The organism is Achromobacter ruhlandii (genome assembly GCF_002082135.1).
GTDB classification, from domain to species: Bacteria; Pseudomonadota; Gammaproteobacteria; order Burkholderiales; family Burkholderiaceae_B; genus Achromobacter; species Achromobacter ruhlandii.
Window position 1 is genome coordinate 2,377,761 of sequence record NZ_CP017433.1, and the last position, 16,925, is coordinate 2,394,685.

The window sequence follows — 16,925 nt, forward strand, 5'->3', positions numbered from 1 at the left end:
TCAGGACATGAAGGCGCCGCGCCGCGGCGGCCCGGCGGCCCCGCGGCGCGGCGCATCGTTTACGCCACCGTCACCGGAATCTGGCGCGGCTGCGCTTCGCGCACACGCGGCACGCGCAGCGTCAGGACCCCTTGCTTGAGGTTGGCGCTGATCGCGTCCTTGTCGAATTCCGGTCCCAGGCGGAACGAGCGGCGGAACAGCGGCTCGCGCAGTTCGCTGTGGATCAGGCGCAGTTCCCGCGGCACCGGCACGGCGGCCTCGCCTTCGATGACCAGCACGTCGGCCTCGACCTTGATGTTCAGGCGCTCCTTGGTGACGCCCGGCAGGTCGGCCAGCACCGTGACGCCGGCGGTGTCCTCGAAAATGTCCACGGCGGGCAGGGTGGCGGGACGCCGCTGCGCGGCGTGGCCTTCTTGTTCGACAACGAGTTCGTTACGCGTATTCATGATGGTATCTCCTGAACAATGCGACGGGCGGGCGTTACTGCACCGGGATGAGGCGCGGCTTGGAGGACTCCTTCTTCTTGATGGAGACCAGCAGGCAGCCATCGACATAGCGCGCCTGCACGTTGTCGGCGTCGACGTCGGCCGGCAGTTCGATGGCGCGCGTGAATGAGCCGTCGGCGCGTTCACGCGCGTAATAGCGCGCGTTCTCGGGCAGTGCCTGCGTCTCGCGCGTGCCGCTGATCGTCAGCAGGCCCTTCTCGATGGACACTTTCAGGGTGTCCGGGTCGATGCCGGGAATGAATGCCACCACGACCGCGGCCTCGTCCGACACGCCGATATTGACCGGCGGAAAATGTCCGCGCGGCAGGGCGCGCAGGTTGGCGGGCAGGCCCGCGCCGCGCAGGATGCGGTCCATCTGTTCCTGGACCGCGTCGAAGAAGGATTCGACACCGGTATCGGTGAATGGGTAGTTCGCCATGATTACCTCCCAAGATGGTTGGACAGGATCGGGGCCGCTTCATGCGTCGCAATCGCCAGCCGCTCGACCGCTTCAACAGAGATATAAGTGCGGTCCGCGCGGATTCAAGACCCCGCGTTTTTGATTCGTGAAATCGGTTAGCGCGAATGCATAGACGCCATTGAAGACCGGTCGGCGAGGACGCGGCGGCGGTGGCCAGGTCGCGCGCCGCGACGCAAAAAAAAGGCACCGCGCCCGTGGCGCGATGCCTTCACGCTGCCCCGGTCCGAGCCGGATCAGAAGTCCATGGCTTCGGCCGGCGCCGCCTGCGGCTTGGTCTCTTCGGCTGCCTGCGCGACGGTGGCGTCCGTCGTCAGGATCAGGCCGGCGATCGACGCCGCGTTCTGCAGCGCGGTGCGGGTGACCTTGGTCGGGTCGACCACGCCGATTTCCACCAGATCGCCGTACTCGCCGGTGGCCGCGTTATAGCCAAAATTGCCCTTGGCGTCCGCCACCTTGGCCACCACCACCGACGGTTCTTCGCCAGCGTTGGCCACGATGGCGCGCAGCGGCGCCTCCAGCGCGCGCCGCACGATGCGGATGCCGGCATCCTGGTCGGCATTGGCGCCCTTGAGGTCCTGGATGGAGGCGCGGGCGCGCAGCAGCGCCACGCCGCCGCCGGGCACGATGCCTTCCTCGACCGCCGCGCGGGTCGCATGCAGGGCATCGTCGACGCGGTCCTTCTTTTCCTTCATCTCGACTTCGGTGGCGGCGCCCACCTTGATGACCGCCACGCCGCCCGCCAGCTTGGCCACGCGTTCCTGCAGTTTCTCGCGGTCGTAGTCGCTGGTGGCGTCCTCGATCTGCTTGCGCAGCGTCTTGACGCGGGCGTCGATGGCTTCCTGCTTGCCGGCGCCGTCGATGATGATGGTGTCTTCCTTGCGCACCTCGATGCGCTTGGCGCTGCCCAGGTCCTGCAGCGTGGCCTTGTCGAGCTGCTTGCCGGTCTCTTCGGAGATGACGGTGGCGCCCGTGAGGATGGCGATGTCCTCCAGCATGGCCTTGCGGCGGTCGCCGAAGCCCGGCGCCTTGACCGCGGTGACCTTGAGCACGCCGCGCATGGCGTTGACCACCAGCGTGGCAAGCGCCTCGCCTTCGACATCCTCGGCCACGATCAGCAGCGGCTTGCCGGCCTTGGCGGCGCTTTCCAGCACGGGCAGCAGCTCACGCACGTTGGAGATCTTCTTGTCGTACAGCAGCACCAGCGGGTCGTCGAGCTGCGCCACCTGCTTCTCGGGATCGGTGATGAAGTAGGGGCTCAGGTAGCCGCGATCGAACTGCATGCCCTCGACGATATCGAGCTCGTTGTCCAGCGACTTGCCGTCCTCGACGGTGATCACGCCTTCGCGCCCGACCTTGTCCATCGCGTCGGCGATGATCTTGCCGATGGCTTCATCCGCGTTGGCCGACAGCGCCGCCACCTGCGCCGTTTCCTTGCTGGTGGAGATCGGCTTGGACAGCTTGCGCAGCGCCTCGACCACGCCCGATACGGCCTGGTCGATGCCGCGCTTCAGGTCCATCGGATTCATGCCGGAGGCCACGTACTTCATGCCTTCCTGCACGATGGCCTGCGCCAGCACGGTGGCGGTGGTGGTGCCGTCGCCGGCCACGTCGGCCGTCTTCGAGGCCACCTGCTTGACGATCTGCGCGCCCATGTTCTCGAACTTGTCCTTCAGTTCGATTTCCTTGGCGACCGAGACGCCGTCCTTGGTGATGACGGGCGCGCCGAAGCTGCGTTCGAGCAGCACGTTGCGGCCCTTGGGGCCGAGCGTCACCTTGACGGCGTCGGCCAGGATGTTGACGCCCTTGACCACGCGGGTGCGGGCGTTATCGTGGAATTTGACGTCTTTGGCACTCATGTCTTGCTCCTCAGTTCGCGATGGCCGGGCCTCAGGCGGCCTTCTTCAGTTGCTTGTCCCGCGGCGCGAGCACGGCGAAGACGTCGTCCTCGCGCATGACCAGCAGTTCTTCGCCGTCGACCTTCACGGTCTGGCCGGCGTACTTGCCGAAAAGGACATGGTCGCCCACCTTGAGTTCGGGCTCGCGCAGGGACCCGTCGGCGTTGCGCTTGCCCTGCCCGACGGCCAGGACTTCGCCTTGCTCGGGCTTTTCGGCGGCCGCATCGGGGATGACGATCCCGGACGCCGTCTGGCGCTGTTGTTCGATTCGCTTGACGACAATCCGGTCGTAGAGGGGACGGATCTTCATGACTCTATCTCCTGAAGTCTTGATCATCAAAAAGTGAACGCCGGCGCGTCGTCACGGCATTGCGCCGTCATGCGCCGGGCATCCGCGATCGGGATGCGCAAAAAATTTATGGGCGCGCCAAAGGCGCTTCAAGAGTCAAAAATGCATCAAAATGAAACTTAAAGAATCAAAAATCCATTCCCGCGCCCGAGCCGGTAGAGCACCTTGCGGCGCAGTTCGCGGCCGTCCGGTTGCAGCGGAACCGGGCAGGGCAGGGGGCGTCCGCCGTCGGCATCCAGCGTGCTGTCGTCGCCGTCCAGCTGGCGCCATAGTCCCCCCTTGCGCGGCCTGAACAGCCAGCGCACGTAGCCCTTGCGCGCCGCCAGCGCGATCAGGTCCCGCTGGTCCGGGGCTTCCACCACGACCGGGTCGTCCGCGGACGGCAGGTCGGAATAATCGGCGAAGGCGCGGTGGCCGGCCACGGCTTCCGCGACCGGCGCGTTCAGGCGCCACCAGGGTGGGCGCGCCACGCGCTCGACGTCCCAGGCGCCGAGCGCCCATCCGGCGTCGATGATCGCGCGGTCGAGCACGGCAAACTCGTGCCAGCGCAGGTTGAGCTGCACCGCCGAACCGGCGACTGAGCGCAGCCGGCGGCCGGGCTCGCCATCACGGTGAAAGCCGTGCCAGTGCAGGGTGAGGATGAGAGGAGTGTCGGCCTTGCGGATGGCGCTGGCCGTCACGGCGTACAGCGGGCGTTGCAGCGCGCGTGTGTGCGCAGCGATCGTCTCGATGATATCCATGCGTGTGACTCCAACGTCGGGCCTGCGGGGCAGGCCGCGGCAACGATTTCGCTGCAGCAAATTTATCGCTTCGGGCGCCCATGCTCAAGATCGCGGCGGGCATGGTCGGCGGACATCTCCGCGGCCGCCATCGCGGCCGCGGGCAAAGAAGTTTTCATAAACTACTAAAAGTAGGCTACGATTGGTATATAGAAACTCTGATACGGAAGGCCCCGCATGCATGCCCTTATTGTTGTCGCACATCCCGATCCGGCATCCCTGACCCACGCCGTCGCCGCCCGGCTCGCGCAGGGCATTGCCGCCTCCGGTACGGAACACACTTTCGAGATCGCGGATCTGGCCGCGCAGGGGTTCGATCCTAGATTCACCCAGGCCGACGTGGCCCTGCACCTGAAGCAGGCGGCGCCGCCGCCGGACGTCCTCGCCGAGCATGCGCGGCTCGACCGCGCGGATGCGTTGGCGTTGGTCTACCCGGTTTACTGGTGGTCATTTCCCGGCTTGTTGAAGGGCTGGATCGACCGCGTGTTCACCAACGGCTGGGCCTATGACGCCAGCGCGGACGGCAAGCTGGTCAAGAAATTGCAGCGCCTGCCGGTGCACCTGGTTGCCATCGGCGGCGCCGATATGCGAACCTACGACAAGCATGGCTATTTCGGCGCCATGAAAACGCAGATCGACCACGGCATCTTTGGCTACTGCGGCGCGCGCGTCGCGACATCGGAATTGCTGCTTCCCTCGGATACCGGCTCGCCGGCGTCCCATCTCGACGCGGCGCACGCTATCGGCCAGCGGATCTTTGCCGTGCCGTCCTGATCGATACCCGAGAATACAGATGTCCGCCGCTCCCGCCCCGCCGCCACGCCGCCGCCTGTCGAAAGACGAGCGCTCGCGCCAGTTGTTGGAAGTCTCCTGGAAACTGGTCAGCGAGGAAGGCTCCGACGCCTTGACCCTCGGGCGCCTGGCCGAAGAGGCCGGGATTTCCAAGCCGGTGGTCTACGATCACTTCGGCACGCGCAATGGCCTGCTGGCCGCCTTGTACCAGGACTTCGATGCGCGCCAGACGGCGATCATCGACGACGCCATCGCCGCCAGCAAGCCGACCCTGAAGGACAAGGCCGGCGTCATCGCCGCGAGATACGTCGCGTGCGTATCGGCGCAAGGGCGCGAGATTGCCGGGGTGCTCGCGGCGCTGGACGGCTCGCCGGAGCTGGCCGCCGTGAAAAGGCAGTACCAATATGCCTTCATCGAAAAATGCCGGCGCCTCTTCGCGCCCTTCGCCGGGCCGCAAGGCATCGCCACGGCCAGCCTGTGGGCCATGCTGGGCGCGGCTGACGCGCTCTCGAATGCGGCCGTCGCCGGTGAAATCCCCGAGGCGCAGGCGCGCGACGAACTCTTCCGGACCATCCTGGATATGGTCAAGCGAAACAAGTGACGCCCGGCGCGGCCGGCGCACCGTGCCCGGCCGATGCCCCGTCCGCATACGACCGGCCAGCCCGGGAAAGGAGTTTTCATGGATGTCGCACTCGGCGCAAGAATGGGCGGGCCGGAGGCCGGCCTGCGGTTCCTGCCCGCCGTCGTCGCGTACCGGCCCAGACTGAAGGCGGCATTGGCGCCGGTCGTGGTGCTTGGCGCCGCCACGCTGGATATCGAACTCTTCGTGGGAGGCAGCATCAGCGACTACGCCGAGTCGGGGTTCAGCGCCGTGGCGAAGTACTCGGGCAAGAAAGCGGTCCTTGCGGTTGTCATCCAGGTTCCGCGTCAGGAGGCGATGGCGGTGAACGAGGCGGACGCGAATGCAGCGGTGGCGGGCTGGGTGGCCCGCGGGCTGGAATCGATGAAACGGTCCGCCAGCGCCGGCGCGCTGGATCTGGCCGGGGTGCTGGCGGCGCTGAAGAGCACGTAGGCGCCGGCCCGGCGGCCCCGCTTCAATCGCCGGCTTGGTGGCGCGCGCTCGCGTGTTGCGTCCGTAGGTCGCAATCGGAAGGCACAGAGATGGCTCGGGTATATTTGGCTACCCCAATTTCCGGCTGCGCCCACTCCATGCCATCGTCCATCTTTCGTCCTCATATTCCTTCCCTCGGGGCCCTGGCGATGGCCCTCCTGTCGCTGCCGGGTGCGCAGGCCGATGCCGCCCAGCGCACCGTCTACAAGGGCACGCTGCAAGGCGCCGGCGAGGTGGTGCTGGAACTGGATGACGCGGCTGGCGCCGACGGGGTCGTAAGCGGACGCTATTTCTATCCCAGGAGCGGCGTCGACATTCCCCTGCGCGGCACGGGCGAAGTCCTGTACGAGCCCAAGCCGAATCCGGCACGGCCGCCCGCCTCGGACACGGCCACGATCGATGCCGCCGATCGCGCCGCCAGCTGGCAAGGCACGCGCGATGAGAAGGGCTATCGGGGCCAATGGACCGACGCGCGCACCGGCAAGCAACGCCGCTTCGACCTGCAGCGGGTGGCCGGCTACGACACCGCCCAACTCGAACGCGACCGCGCCCAGGCGCGGGCCACGCAGGTCGACCTGGGCGACATCGACCTCAAGGCGGGCATGGATGCCACCCGCGCGCCCTACGAAACGCTGAAGCTGGCCGGTCACGCCAAGCCGGTGGGCAAGGAAGCCGGCTCGGCCGCGGTGGCCTACCGCATGTGGGTGGATCCGCGCACCAGGTTCGCCTATCCACGGCTCAGCCGTCACCCCGATCCGCAGGTCATGCGGCGCGTCAATGACCTGCTGGAGCAGCGCCACTGGCGCAAGAGCCTGGGCGCGCTGGAATGCATGGCGTCCGCCTATACCAGCACGAATCCCGGCGCGGGCACCCTGGGCGGCTTCGACGATGAAAACATCAACGTCACCTGGCTGTCGCGCGCGCTGCTGACCGTGACCGAAGCTGGCAGCCTGGATTGCGGCGGGGCACATCCCGCCAATCATTTCGAGCCATACACCTTCGACTTGCTGCGCGGCGAATACCTCGATTGGAACCGCGTGTTCGACGCCTACGCGCCGGGCCAGCGCAGTTTCGGCCGCGAGCCCAGCGCCGCGCTGCGGGGGCTGGTGGAGCAGGTGGTCAAGGCCGGCCCGCCCGAGGACCGCGCCGAGCAGCATCCCAACCTGGAAGATTGCGCCGACCTCTGGCCGCAATACCTGGCCCTGGGCGCCACCGCGCCGGGGGCATTGAGCCTGTCGGTGTCCGGCGTGGGACACGCCTCGGGCGCCTGCCTGGGCACCCACGTCAGCGTGCCGTTCAAGGCACTGCGGCCCTACCTCAAGCCGGGGGGGCAGGCGTATCTGGTAACTGACTGAGCGGGCGTGGCGCCGCTGCGGTGGCGCGGCTTGCACACACACGCCATTCAGCTTCTCGCTGCCGTGCCGTGTTGCCCGGCGATGGTCCCGCCTGTCTTTTTGCGCGCGCCCGGACTCAAACTGATAAACGGCGTGTCATCGTTGACGGTCCGGTGTTCGGTGCGCAGGATGGGTCCTTGCAGACGCGATGCCGATTGGGAAGCCGCGCGGTGAACATAATCACCGGCTATAAGCTGCACTCGTTGAAAGGCAAGCTTGCGAACCAATGGTCAGTCTGGGTCAATGGCAATTGGCGCGTGACATTCCGCTTTACCGAGGCGGGTGTCGAGCTGGTCGATTATCGCGACTACCATTAGGAATCATCATGATGCATAACCCTCCGCATCCGGGCGAAGTGTTGCGGGAAGACGTTATTGCCCCCTTGGGCCTGTCGGTGACAGACGCCGCTGATCGCCTCGCGATGTCGCGGGTGGCGCTGTCGCGGGTACTCAACGGCAAGGCCGGTATCAGCCCGGACCTCGCCGTCCGATTGGAGCAGGCGGGCGCGGGTACCGCGCAGGCGTGGGTCGCGATGCAGGCGAACTACGATCTGTGGCAGGCGTTGCAGCACGAGCAACCGCCAGTCAAGCCCCTGGCCTCCGTGGCGGATGCGCATTAGGCCGGCTTGCGTCATCGGCGTGTGACCGTCCCGAATGAAAAGCGCCCCAAAGGTGGAATTGACATCCGACCGCCGGGACGGCTTTTCGGTTCATGGCGTCATTGCCGATGGCGCTTGCCAATGACGCCTCAATCCTCCTGCAGCAACGCCAACACGTTCTGCGCCAGCTGGTTGGCCTGCGTCAGCGCCACCTTGCTGGCCTGCTGCAGGATCTGTTGCCGGGTCAGGTTGGAGGTTTCGATGGCGTAGTCCGCGTCCTCGATGCGGCTGCGGGCCTGGCTGAGGATGCCGGCGGTGTGGTTCAGGTTGGTGATGACCGAACCCAGGCGGTTCTGCATCGCGCCCAGTTCGCCGCGCAGGTCGTCCACCTGGCCGAGCGCGTTGCTCACCCGCTTCATGGGCATGACCTTCATGTTGACCGTGGGCGGCGCGTCCTTCGGCTTGAATTCCACCTGCCCGGAGGCCGAAATGCTGATGTCGTAGAAATTGCCGTCGCTGCCGCTGATGACATAGTCGCCATTGGCGTTGCCGCTGGCGTCGGTGAGGTAATGAACCTTGCTGTTCTGGTCGAACAAGGGTCGGCCGTCGTCGGCGGCGGGCACGGACGCGAGGCGCTGGAGGAAATCGAACAGCTTGATCGGCGTGCCCTTGCTGACGGCATCGGCCGCGGCAGGGGGCATGGGAGGCGCGGGCGGCGCAGGGGCCGTGGCGGGAGGCGGTGTCACCGGCACCGGGACTTGCTGGCCGATGAGGTAGGCGGTGCTGCCGGCTATCTGGGCCTGTTCCGCGGTGCTGACCGACGCCACGTTGAAGGGCGTCAAGCCGGTGATGTCGATATCGAGGGCGCCGCCAACCGGGGCGGGCAGCGTGACCCGGTAGGAGTCTCCCAAGGGGTTCGCCAGCGCACCCATCATTCGGACCACGTAGTTGGTGGTGCCGTTGAAGTCATATTGGATGAGAAATGCCTGGAACATGGTGAAGGTTCTGCCTCCGTCCCTGATGGCCAGCGTTGCCGGGATGGTGGCGGGCGGGGGCGTCGCCGGACCGGGAACGACCGGAGCGGGGCCGGTCGGCGCGGGGGTGTCCAGCATGGTTTTGTCGGTGGCGCCCCCCAGTCGCGGATCGTGCACCACGTCGATCCCGTCCAGATTCAGGGTTTTGGTATTGACGAGCTTTGTATTGAGGTCGATGGTCTCGCCGTCATGCGCGCCGACCTGGATCGAGATGCCGGCGTCCCGCGCCAGCACGTCCAGGTTGTTGAAACGGGTATGGTGCGAGATCCGCTCGATTTCGCCCAGTTGCTGGTCGATCTCGGCCTGGATGGATTCCAGGTCGCTGAGCGAGTTGGTGGAATTCTGCGCCTGCACCGAGAGTTCGCGGATGCGTTGCAGGCTGCGGTCCATTTCGCCCAGCGCGCCTTCGATGGTCTGCGCCAGCGAGATGCCGTCGTTGGCGTTGCGCGCGGCCTGGTGCTGGCCGCGGATCTGCGCGGTGAAGTGGCTGGCGATGGCTTCGCCGGCGGCGTCGTCCGCCGCGTGATTGATGCGCTGGCCGGAAGATAGCCGCTCGATGGCCACGCCTTGCGCGGCCTCCGATTTGCCCAGGTTGGCGCGAGCCCGCAGCGACAGGGACTGGCTTCTGATCGAGGGCATGTTTTCTCCAATGCAATATTGCGGCAGGGCCCTGCCGCGATCGCAATCGGCCTGATGTGCTGCTTGCCGCGGACGGGTTGGTAGGCGTCGATTCGAACCGCCGTGGACGGCGTTGCGCGCGGCGGCTCGATGCGGCGACCGATGTAGGGTCGATACGGGCAAGCAGCCCCTGCGCAATGCCCCGGGTCGGGCCGGGCGTGCACGGGTTCGTCTGTCCGATCCGGAATGGATCATTCCAAAAATGCTAAGCCGAGGATCCGTCCCGCGTCTTGCCGCGCAGGCAAATGCAGGATCGATCCGATATCGACTCAGGACGCGCCGGACTGCGCTTCCCCCGCCAGCCAGCGCTTGAGGTCGTCCACGATCGGTCCGGCATCGGTCCGGGCATACAGACTGAACCGGCCGCCGGTTTCCCGGAAGCCTAGCGGCGCGGCCAGCCGGCCCGCGCGGATGTCCGCCTGCACGAGTTCTCGCGGCGCAATGCCGATGCCCAGGCCCGCTGCCGCGGCTTCTAGCATGTGGCCCAGTTGATCGAACCGCCGCCCGGCTTGCCGCGGGTCCAGCATCGCACCGCAAGCGTGCGCCCAGTGATCCCAGGCGGCGGGGCGCGAGGCCGTGTGCAGCAGCGGCGCGCCCAGCACATCGGCGGGTTCGCGGATGCGTCGGGCCAGTTCGGGCGTGCAGACCGGCCCGATGGCTTCCAGGAACAGTGGCAGCGCCTCAATGGTGGGCGACTGGTGCGCGTCGGCCACGATCAGCACATCGACGACGCGCCGCTCCAGCAGGGCAATGTCGGTGGCAGTCTGCAACCGCACCTGGATGGCGGGGTGATCGCGCTCGAAATGTTCCAGCCTGGGGATGATCCAGTTCGACAGCAGGCTGGCGGGCGCGCCCACCACCACATGGGGCGATGCCGCGCGGCCCTGCAGTTCGGCCAGCCGCTGTTCGAGCATGTCGAATGCCGGTTGGCACGCGCGTTGCAGATCCTGTCCGGCGGCGGTGAGGCGGACGCCTTCCGAATGGCGCTCGAACAGCTTGCAGCCCAGCCAGGTCTCAAGCTGCCGGATCTGCTGGCTGACCGCGCTGTGCGACACGCCCAATTCCTGCGCCGCCAGCGACAGGTTCAGGTGCCGGGCGGCGCTGTCGAAAAAGCGCAGCGAGTTCATCGGGGGCAGATTACGCATGCTATGGATATTAGAAAATCTGATATCCGTGCGCAAGAAATCTATGATTTATTCCGCGAATTTCCCTGGATACCATGGTGCCCATGTTCCCCAAGGGCTGAATCCATGTCTTTTACCTCACATCCGGAATTTCCCGACGCGGCGGGCCAGTTCGGCGGCTACGGCGGCCGCTACATGCCCGAGACGCTGGCCCCGGCGCTGGACGCGCTGGAGCAGACCTTTCGCGCCGCGCGGGAAGACCCCGGCTTCTGGGCCGAGTACCGCGCCATGCTGGCCGACTATGTGGGTCGTCCCAGCCCGCTGCTGTACGCGGGGGCGATCAGCGACGAGCTGGGCGGCGCCCGCCTGTTCCTCAAGCGCGAGGACCTGAACCACACCGGCGCCCACAAGATCAACAATTGCCTGGGACAGGCGCTGCTGGCCCGGCGCATGGGCAGGCGCCGCATCATCGCCGAGACCGGCGCGGGGCAGCATGGGGTGGCCACGGCCACGGTGTGCGCGTTGTACGGCCTGGAATGCGTGGTCTACATGGGCGCCGTCGATGTGGCGCGGCAATCCTCCAACGTGGCGCGCATGAAGATGCTGGGCGCCGAGGTGCGTCCGGTGCGCGACGGCAGCGCCACCTTGAAGGACGCGATGAACGCCGCCATCCGCGACTGGATCGCGCATCCCGACGACACCTATTACCTGCTGGGCACCGGCGCCGGTCCGCATCCCTATCCCTGGCTGGTGCGTGAATTGCAGAAGGTGATCGGCGAGGAAACCCGGGCGCAGATCATCGAGAAAACGGGGCGGTTGCCGGACGCGATGGTGGCCTGCGTGGGCGGGGGTTCCAACGCCATCGGCTTTTTCCATCCCTTCCTGAACGACGCCGGGGTGCGGTTGTTCGGGGTCGAGGCCGGCGGCCGCGGCACCGGTACCGCCGAGCATGCGGCCAGCATCGGCGAGGGGGCGCCTGGCGTTCTGCATGGCTGCCGCAGCTATTTCCTGCAGGATGCGGATGGCCAGATCCGCAACGCGCACTCGATCTCGGCGGGCCTGGACTACCCGGGCGTCGGACCGGAGCACGCGCTGTTGCACGATACCGGGCGCGTGGTCTACGAGTCGATCACCGATGCCGAGGCGGTCGACGCATTCGTCTGGCTGACGCGGCGGCAGGGCATCATTCCCGCGCTGGAAAGCGCGCATGCCCTGGCCTATGCGCGCAAGCTCGCGCCGCGCATGGCGCGCGATCAGGCGCTGGTGGTGTGCCTGAGCGGACGCGGCGACAAGGACATGGATTCGGTGCTGCAATTCACGGGAGAAGCGCGATGAATCGGCTTGAACGAACCCTGGCCGACCTGCGCGCCGCCGGCAGGGCGGGCCTGGCGGCCTATTTCACGGCGGGCGATCCCAGCTACGACGATTGCCTGGCCCTGCTGCGGGGCTTGCCGGCGGCGGGCGCGGACGTGATCGAACTGGGCATGCCGTTCAGCGACCCGATCGCCGATGGCCCGGTGCTGCAACGGGCCAACGCGCGCGCGCTGAAGGCGGGGCAGACGCAGCGGCGCACGCTCGAGCTGGTCGCCGCCTTCCGCGAGGAAGACGAGCGGACACCGGTCGTGCTGATGGGCTATCTGAACCCATTGATGCGCTACGAAGCGGCCAGCTTCATGGCCGACGCGGCCTGGGCCGGCGTCGATGGCCTGATCGTGGTGGACCTGTCGCCCGAGCACGCCGCCGGCATCGAACGGCTGGCGCGGCGCCACGGCATCGCCATCATCAGGATGACCGCGCCGACCACGCCGGACGAACGCCTGGAGCGGGTGCTGGCCGGCGCCAGCGGCTTCGTGTACCACGTCATGCTGGCGGGGACGACGGGCGCCGCGCTGCCCGCCGATGACGCGATCGCGCGAGCGCTGGCGCGCGTCAGGGCCTGCACGCCATTGCCCATCGCGGCCGGTTTCGGCGTGCGCACCGCGGAGCAGGCGCGGGCGGTGGGCCGCCATGCGGATCTGGTGGCCGTGGGCACGCGTCTGGTCGAGACCCTGGCGGCGGGCGGGATCGGCGCGGCGCTGGCGGAAGTGCGGTTGCTGGCCAGCGCGGCGCGGCAAGCGCGTTGAATCATCCGGGCGCCGGCTGTCGCGGGTGACGGCGAGGCGCCGTTCGCGCTTGCGGTTTGCCGAGGTGGACAAGCGCGTTCACTGACGCATCCGCCGCGCGTGGCCCGACCCTATGCTGGTCCGTGTTGCAGGAGACGGACATCAAAGGGCGCATATTCTGCCTGGCCGTGGTGGCAGGCGCGGGGGCGGTGCAGGGCTTGGCGGTCTTGCCGGGCGTGGGGTTCTACATAGGGGCGGGCGCGGCCTGCGCGCTGGTGCCGCTGGCCGCGCGCCGCTGGCCGGGGCGCCTGGCCGGGGTGATGGCGCCCTTGCTGCTGGGCCTGTTGGTCGGCGCGCTCGATGCCGCGTGGCAGGCGCAGCGGCGCCTGGATGACGCGCTGGCCGACGTGCACCAGAATGCCGTGGCGCGGCTGGCGCTGCGCGTCGTGGAACTGCCCGACGACGACGCGCGCGGGGTGCGCTTCACCGCCGAGCAGGTGGAGCCGGCGCAGCCGGGAATTCCCCGACGCATTCTGGTCTCGTGGCTGTCCCCCCAAGGCGCGGCGGCGGGCGGGCGGCCGGGCGGGCCGCAAAGCCTGCCCGCGCGGGGGACGCCGGGCGCGCCGCGCGTGATTCCCGGGCAGATATGGCGCATGGCGCTGGTGCTGCGCCGGCCGCACGCGCCGCTCAACCCGGATGCCCCGGATGGCGAGGCGCGCCTGTTCGCGCGCGGCCTGCGGGCCACCGGCACGGTGCGCGGGCAACCCCGTCTGCTGGACGACCGGCCATGGGCGTCGGCCGGCATTGCCATCGAACGGGCACGCCACCGGGTGCGCGAGGGCATGCGGCGCGCGCTGGATGGCCACCGTTACGCGCCGGTGCTGGTCGCCCTGGCGATCGGCGACCAGGCGGGCGTGGCGCGCGAAGACTGGGTCGTTTTCAATCGCGCCGGCATCACCCATCTGGTGTCGATCAGCGGCATGCACGTGACCTCGATCGCCGGACTGGCGGCCTGGCTGCTGGCGGCCTGGTGGCGGCGCGCGCGCTGGCGCGGCATGGGCCTGGCCGAGTTCGTGCCGGCCCGCGTCGCGGGCGGCGCCGCGGCGGCCGTGGCGGGGTTGGCGTATTGCCTGCTGGCGGGTTGGGGCGTGCCGTCGCGGCGCAGCTTCTTCATGTTGCTGCTGGCGCTGGCGGCCCTGGGGTCGCGCTTGCGGGTCTCGGCGGGACGGGTGCTGGCGTTCGCGGCGGCGGCAGTGGTGCTGCTCGATCCCTGGGCGCCGCTGGCGGCGGGTTTCTGGCTGTCGTTCGGCGCCGTGGCGATCCTGTTGCGCGTGGCGCAGGCGCCGCGCGACGCGCAGGCCGGCTGGCGCCAGCGCTGGGCCGCGGCCTTGGCGCAGGCCGCGCGCCTGCAACTGACCGTGACGCTGGGGCTGACGCCGCTGCTGGCGTTCCTGGTGCACCAGGTGTCTCTGGGGTCGCCATTGGCCAACGCCGTGGCGATTCCCGCGGTGACCTTCCTGGTCACGCCCCTGGCGCTGCTGTGCGCGCTGTTGTCAGTGACGCCGGGCATGGCGGCGGTGGCCGCGCTGGCCGGCCAGGCGGGGGCGGGCGTGTTCGGCGCGGCCATGGTGGTGGTGGCGCGCGTGGCCCACGCCGATTGGGCCAGTTTCGCGGTGGCGGCGGCGCCGTGGCCGTGGTTGGCGTGGGCGGTCGCGGGCATGGCTTGGGCCTTGCAGGCGCCGGGTTGGCCGCTGCGCCGGCTGGGGTGGCTGTGCATGCTGCCACTGCTGTGCTGGCGGCCGGAGCGGCCCGAGCCGGGATACTGGCGCATGAGCGCGATGGATATCGGCCAGGGCAGCGCGATCCTGGTGGAAACCGCCAGCCAGTCGCTGTTGTTCGACGCGGGCCCGCGTCATTTCGGCGGGGGCGACGCGGGCGAGCGCGTGATCGGGCCGCAGTTGCTGGCGCGCGGCATCGGGCGGCTCGACGTGCTGGTGCTGTCGCACGCGGACCTGGATCATGTGGGCGGCACCCGCTCGGTGCTGGCGGCGGCGCCGGTGGCGCGCAGCTATGCGTCGTTCGATCTGGCGGCGTGGCTGCGACGCGACGCCCGCTTGTGGCCGGCCGGCGTGCGCGATGTGCCGCCGGCCCTTATGCTGCGTTGCGAACGCGGCGATGGCTGGCGCATCGACGGCGTCACCTTCACGTTCCTGCATCCGGCGGCGGGCGCCGCCGATCCGGGCGGCGACCGCAATGCCAGCAGTTGTGTGCTGCGGGTGGAAGGGGCAGCCCATTCGCTGTTGCTGACCGGCGACATCGGCGTGGCGCAGGAGCGCGAGCTGGCCGCGCTGGGCCTGCCTCCGACCGACATCGTGCTGGCGCCGCATCACGGATCGGGCGGGTCCTCGGGCCGCGAGCTGGTGATGGCCTCGCGGGCAGGCCATGCGATTGCGCAATGCGGCTACCTGAACCGCTTCGGCCATCCCGCGCCGGCGGTGCAGCGACGCTGGCTGCGCGCCGGCGCCCGCTTCTGGCGCAGCGATCGCGACGGCGCGGTGTTGGCCGAGTCGCGCGCGGACGGGCTGCGGGTGTGGGCTCAGCGCGAGCGCCGGCAGCGCTATTGGCACGGCCGCTGAATGGCGCCGGCGAGGCCGTCGCTCGGACAGGCCGGCCGCGGCGCGTCGTCGGGCGTCCCGCGCGCCCGATGCGTCCAAGGCCTGCCGGCGCCTCCGGCCACGCGCCCCCGCGGTTGCGCCGGTCGCTCGGGTTCCGCAAGCGCCTCAGACAGCCGCTTCTTTCACGCCGCACCACTGCGCGATGAACAGCGCGATGGTCTTCGTGATCAGGCGCAGCGACTCCAGGTGCACGCGTTCGTCGAATCCATGGATATCGAGTGACTTCGGGCCGTACACCAGCGTCGGCATGTCGCCGTAGATCACGAACACGCGGGCATCCAGATAGCCGGGCGTGGTGAAGCTCTGCAGGTCGCTTCTGAAAGCCTGTTGGTGGCAGGCGCGCAAGGTGTTCTCGGCGGCGCTGCCTTCTTCCAGCACGTAGCCTTCGGCGTAGAAGCCGGTGTAGGTGACTTGCGGCGGCGTGCCGCCCAGGCGCGGATCCGCGACCGCGTCGCGCAGGCAGGCGTCGATCTGGGCGCGGGCCTCGTCTGCGGTGGTGCCGGGATAGATCGCGGCGCGCACATCGAACTCGCACCAGGGCGGCACCGTCGATGGCCAGTCGCCGCCTTCGATCTTGCCGATGTTGAAGTTGATCGGATGATCCAGGTGCTCGAAATGGCGGTGGCAGTGATGTTCGGCGTTCCACTTGGCCTCGATGCGGCGCAATGCTTCGATGGCGGCATAGGCGGCATCGATGGCATTGAAGCCGTTGGCCATTTCGCGGGTGTGGGTGGGATGGCCCTGTACGCGGACCTTGAACCACAGCACGCCCACATTGGCGCGCACCAGCATGTTCTCCTCGGGTTCCGGAATGATCACGGCATCGGCGCGGTAGCCGCGCAGCAGCGCCGCCAGGGCACCATTGCCGGTGCATTCCTCTTCGACCACCGACTGGAAATAAATGGGGGCACCGGGCGCGTAGCCGGCCGCGCGCACGGCATCGTAGGCATACAGGTTGGCGGCCAGTCCGGCCTTCATGTCGGCCGCGCCGCGGCCGTACATCCAGCCGTCGATGATGGCCGGGTCCCAGGGCGAGCGGCTCCACATGTCGACCGGTCCGGTCGGCACCACGTCGATGTGTCCGTTCAGGATGAGCGAACGACCGGTCTGCCGCTCGGGACGATAGGTGCCTACGACGTTGAAGGCGTTTTCGTACGACACGGTCACCGGACCGAAGCCGGGATGCGATTCGATGTCGCGGACGTCGATTTTCCAGCGGTCCATGGCAAAGCCGCGCCCGCGCATCGCCTCGAACAGAAAGTCCTGCGCGGTGTGTTCCTGTTCGCGCAGCGATGGAAACCGCACCAGTTCCTGGGTGAAGGCGAGCTGCGCATCGAATTGCGCGTCGACCGCCTGCAGGATGCGGCGGGTCTGCTCCTCGGAAAGCGCCGGCGGGGTGGAGGTGTCTTGCGTCATCGTGTTTCCTTG

17 protein-coding genes are annotated in these 16,925 nt (G+C 68.3%); 9 read left to right on the forward strand and 8 right to left on the reverse strand.

Going from position 1 to position 16,925, the window contains the following annotated elements; all coding sequences use genetic code 11:
• Positions 1–59: 59 nt before the first annotated feature.
• The 5 genes from AruCF_RS10790 to AruCF_RS10810 all read right to left on the reverse strand — a co-directional run bounded on the left by AruCF_RS10790 (position 60) and on the right by AruCF_RS10810 (position 3,950).
• The gene (locus tag AruCF_RS10790) at positions 60–446 is read right to left on the reverse strand and encodes an Hsp20/alpha crystallin family protein (protein WP_049073228.1); all 387 of its coding nucleotides are present in this window, start codon (positions 444–446) and stop codon (positions 60–62) included.
• Between the two features lie 34 nt (positions 447–480).
• On the reverse strand, positions 481–924 hold the full coding sequence (locus AruCF_RS10795) for an Hsp20/alpha crystallin family protein (protein WP_049073229.1): 444 nt from the start codon (positions 922–924) through the stop codon (positions 481–483).
• Between the two features lie 275 nt (positions 925–1,199).
• Positions 1,200–2,822, reverse strand: a complete 1,623-nt coding sequence (groL, locus tag AruCF_RS10800; RefSeq protein ID WP_049073230.1) for a chaperonin GroEL — start codon at positions 2,820–2,822, stop codon at positions 1,200–1,202.
• 31 nt (positions 2,823–2,853) lie between these two features.
• Positions 2,854–3,171: a co-chaperone GroES gene (locus AruCF_RS10805; RefSeq protein WP_049073231.1), complete on the reverse strand. Its 318-nt coding sequence runs from the start codon at positions 3,169–3,171 to the stop codon at positions 2,854–2,856.
• A gap of 158 nt (positions 3,172–3,329) precedes the next feature.
• Positions 3,330–3,950 carry a hypothetical protein gene (locus AruCF_RS10810; protein WP_049073232.1) on the reverse strand — a complete coding sequence of 207 codons (621 nt, stop codon included), beginning with the start codon at positions 3,948–3,950 and terminating at the stop codon, positions 3,330–3,332.
• Between the two features lie 216 nt (positions 3,951–4,166).
• On the opposite strand from AruCF_RS10810, the gene AruCF_RS10815 reads away from it, so the two are divergent.
• The 6 genes from AruCF_RS10815 to AruCF_RS10840 all read left to right on the forward strand — a co-directional run bounded on the left by AruCF_RS10815 (position 4,167) and on the right by AruCF_RS10840 (position 7,905).
• Positions 4,167–4,763 carry an NAD(P)H-dependent oxidoreductase gene (locus tag AruCF_RS10815; protein WP_049073233.1) on the forward strand — a complete coding sequence of 199 codons (597 nt, stop codon included), beginning with the start codon at positions 4,167–4,169 and terminating at the stop codon, positions 4,761–4,763.
• A gap of 19 nt (positions 4,764–4,782) precedes the next feature.
• The gene (locus tag AruCF_RS10820; protein ID WP_049073234.1) at positions 4,783–5,382 is read left to right on the forward strand and encodes a TetR/AcrR family transcriptional regulator; all 600 of its coding nucleotides are present in this window, start codon (positions 4,783–4,785) and stop codon (positions 5,380–5,382) included.
• Between the two features lie 78 nt (positions 5,383–5,460).
• Positions 5,461–5,853: a hypothetical protein gene (locus tag AruCF_RS10825; RefSeq protein WP_144419119.1), complete on the forward strand. Its 393-nt coding sequence runs from the start codon at positions 5,461–5,463 to the stop codon at positions 5,851–5,853.
• Positions 5,854–5,990: 137 nt separating this feature from the next.
• On the forward strand, positions 5,991–7,247 hold the full coding sequence (locus tag AruCF_RS10830; RefSeq protein WP_049073236.1) for a hypothetical protein: 1,257 nt from the start codon (positions 5,991–5,993) through the stop codon (positions 7,245–7,247).
• Between the two features lie 209 nt (positions 7,248–7,456).
• Positions 7,457–7,603: a type II toxin-antitoxin system RelE/ParE family toxin gene (locus tag AruCF_RS10835; RefSeq protein WP_235432813.1), complete on the forward strand. Its 147-nt coding sequence runs from the start codon at positions 7,457–7,459 to the stop codon at positions 7,601–7,603.
• An 11-nt stretch (positions 7,604–7,614) separates the two neighbouring features.
• The gene (locus tag AruCF_RS10840) at positions 7,615–7,905 is read left to right on the forward strand and encodes a HigA family addiction module antitoxin (RefSeq protein WP_200904303.1); all 291 of its coding nucleotides are present in this window, start codon (positions 7,615–7,617) and stop codon (positions 7,903–7,905) included.
• Between the two features lie 128 nt (positions 7,906–8,033).
• Here AruCF_RS10840 and AruCF_RS29830 read toward each other — a convergent pair whose 3' ends face one another.
• The gene (locus AruCF_RS29830; protein WP_049073238.1) at positions 8,034–9,557 is read right to left on the reverse strand and encodes a flagellin N-terminal helical domain-containing protein; all 1,524 of its coding nucleotides are present in this window, start codon (positions 9,555–9,557) and stop codon (positions 8,034–8,036) included.
• A 308-nt stretch (positions 9,558–9,865) separates the two neighbouring features.
• Positions 9,866–10,741, reverse strand: coding sequence for a LysR substrate-binding domain-containing protein (locus AruCF_RS10855; RefSeq protein ID WP_049073239.1), 876 nt, complete (start codon positions 10,739–10,741; stop codon positions 9,866–9,868).
• A gap of 105 nt (positions 10,742–10,846) precedes the next feature.
• Between AruCF_RS10855 and trpB the strand changes: the two genes are divergently transcribed.
• The 3 genes from trpB (at position 10,847) to AruCF_RS10870 (ending at position 15,458) form a co-directional block, all read left to right on the forward strand.
• Positions 10,847–12,055, forward strand: coding sequence for a tryptophan synthase subunit beta (trpB, locus tag AruCF_RS10860; RefSeq protein WP_049073240.1), 1,209 nt, complete (start codon positions 10,847–10,849; stop codon positions 12,053–12,055).
• Complete coding sequence (gene trpA, locus AruCF_RS10865; RefSeq protein ID WP_049073241.1) at positions 12,052–12,843, forward strand: tryptophan synthase subunit alpha; 792 nt, start codon at positions 12,052–12,054, stop codon at positions 12,841–12,843. The genes trpB and trpA overlap by 4 nt, the downstream gene beginning before the upstream one ends.
• A gap of 125 nt (positions 12,844–12,968) precedes the next feature.
• Complete coding sequence (locus tag AruCF_RS10870) at positions 12,969–15,458, forward strand: DNA internalization-related competence protein ComEC/Rec2 (protein ID WP_372363290.1); 2,490 nt, start codon at positions 12,969–12,971, stop codon at positions 15,456–15,458.
• Positions 15,459–15,602: 144 nt separating this feature from the next.
• Here the strand turns inward: AruCF_RS10870 and AruCF_RS10875 are convergent, their stop codons facing one another.
• Positions 15,603–16,913, reverse strand: a complete 1,311-nt coding sequence (locus AruCF_RS10875) for an ArgE/DapE family deacylase (protein WP_049073242.1) — start codon at positions 16,911–16,913, stop codon at positions 15,603–15,605.
• Positions 16,914–16,925 lie beyond the last annotated feature (12 nt).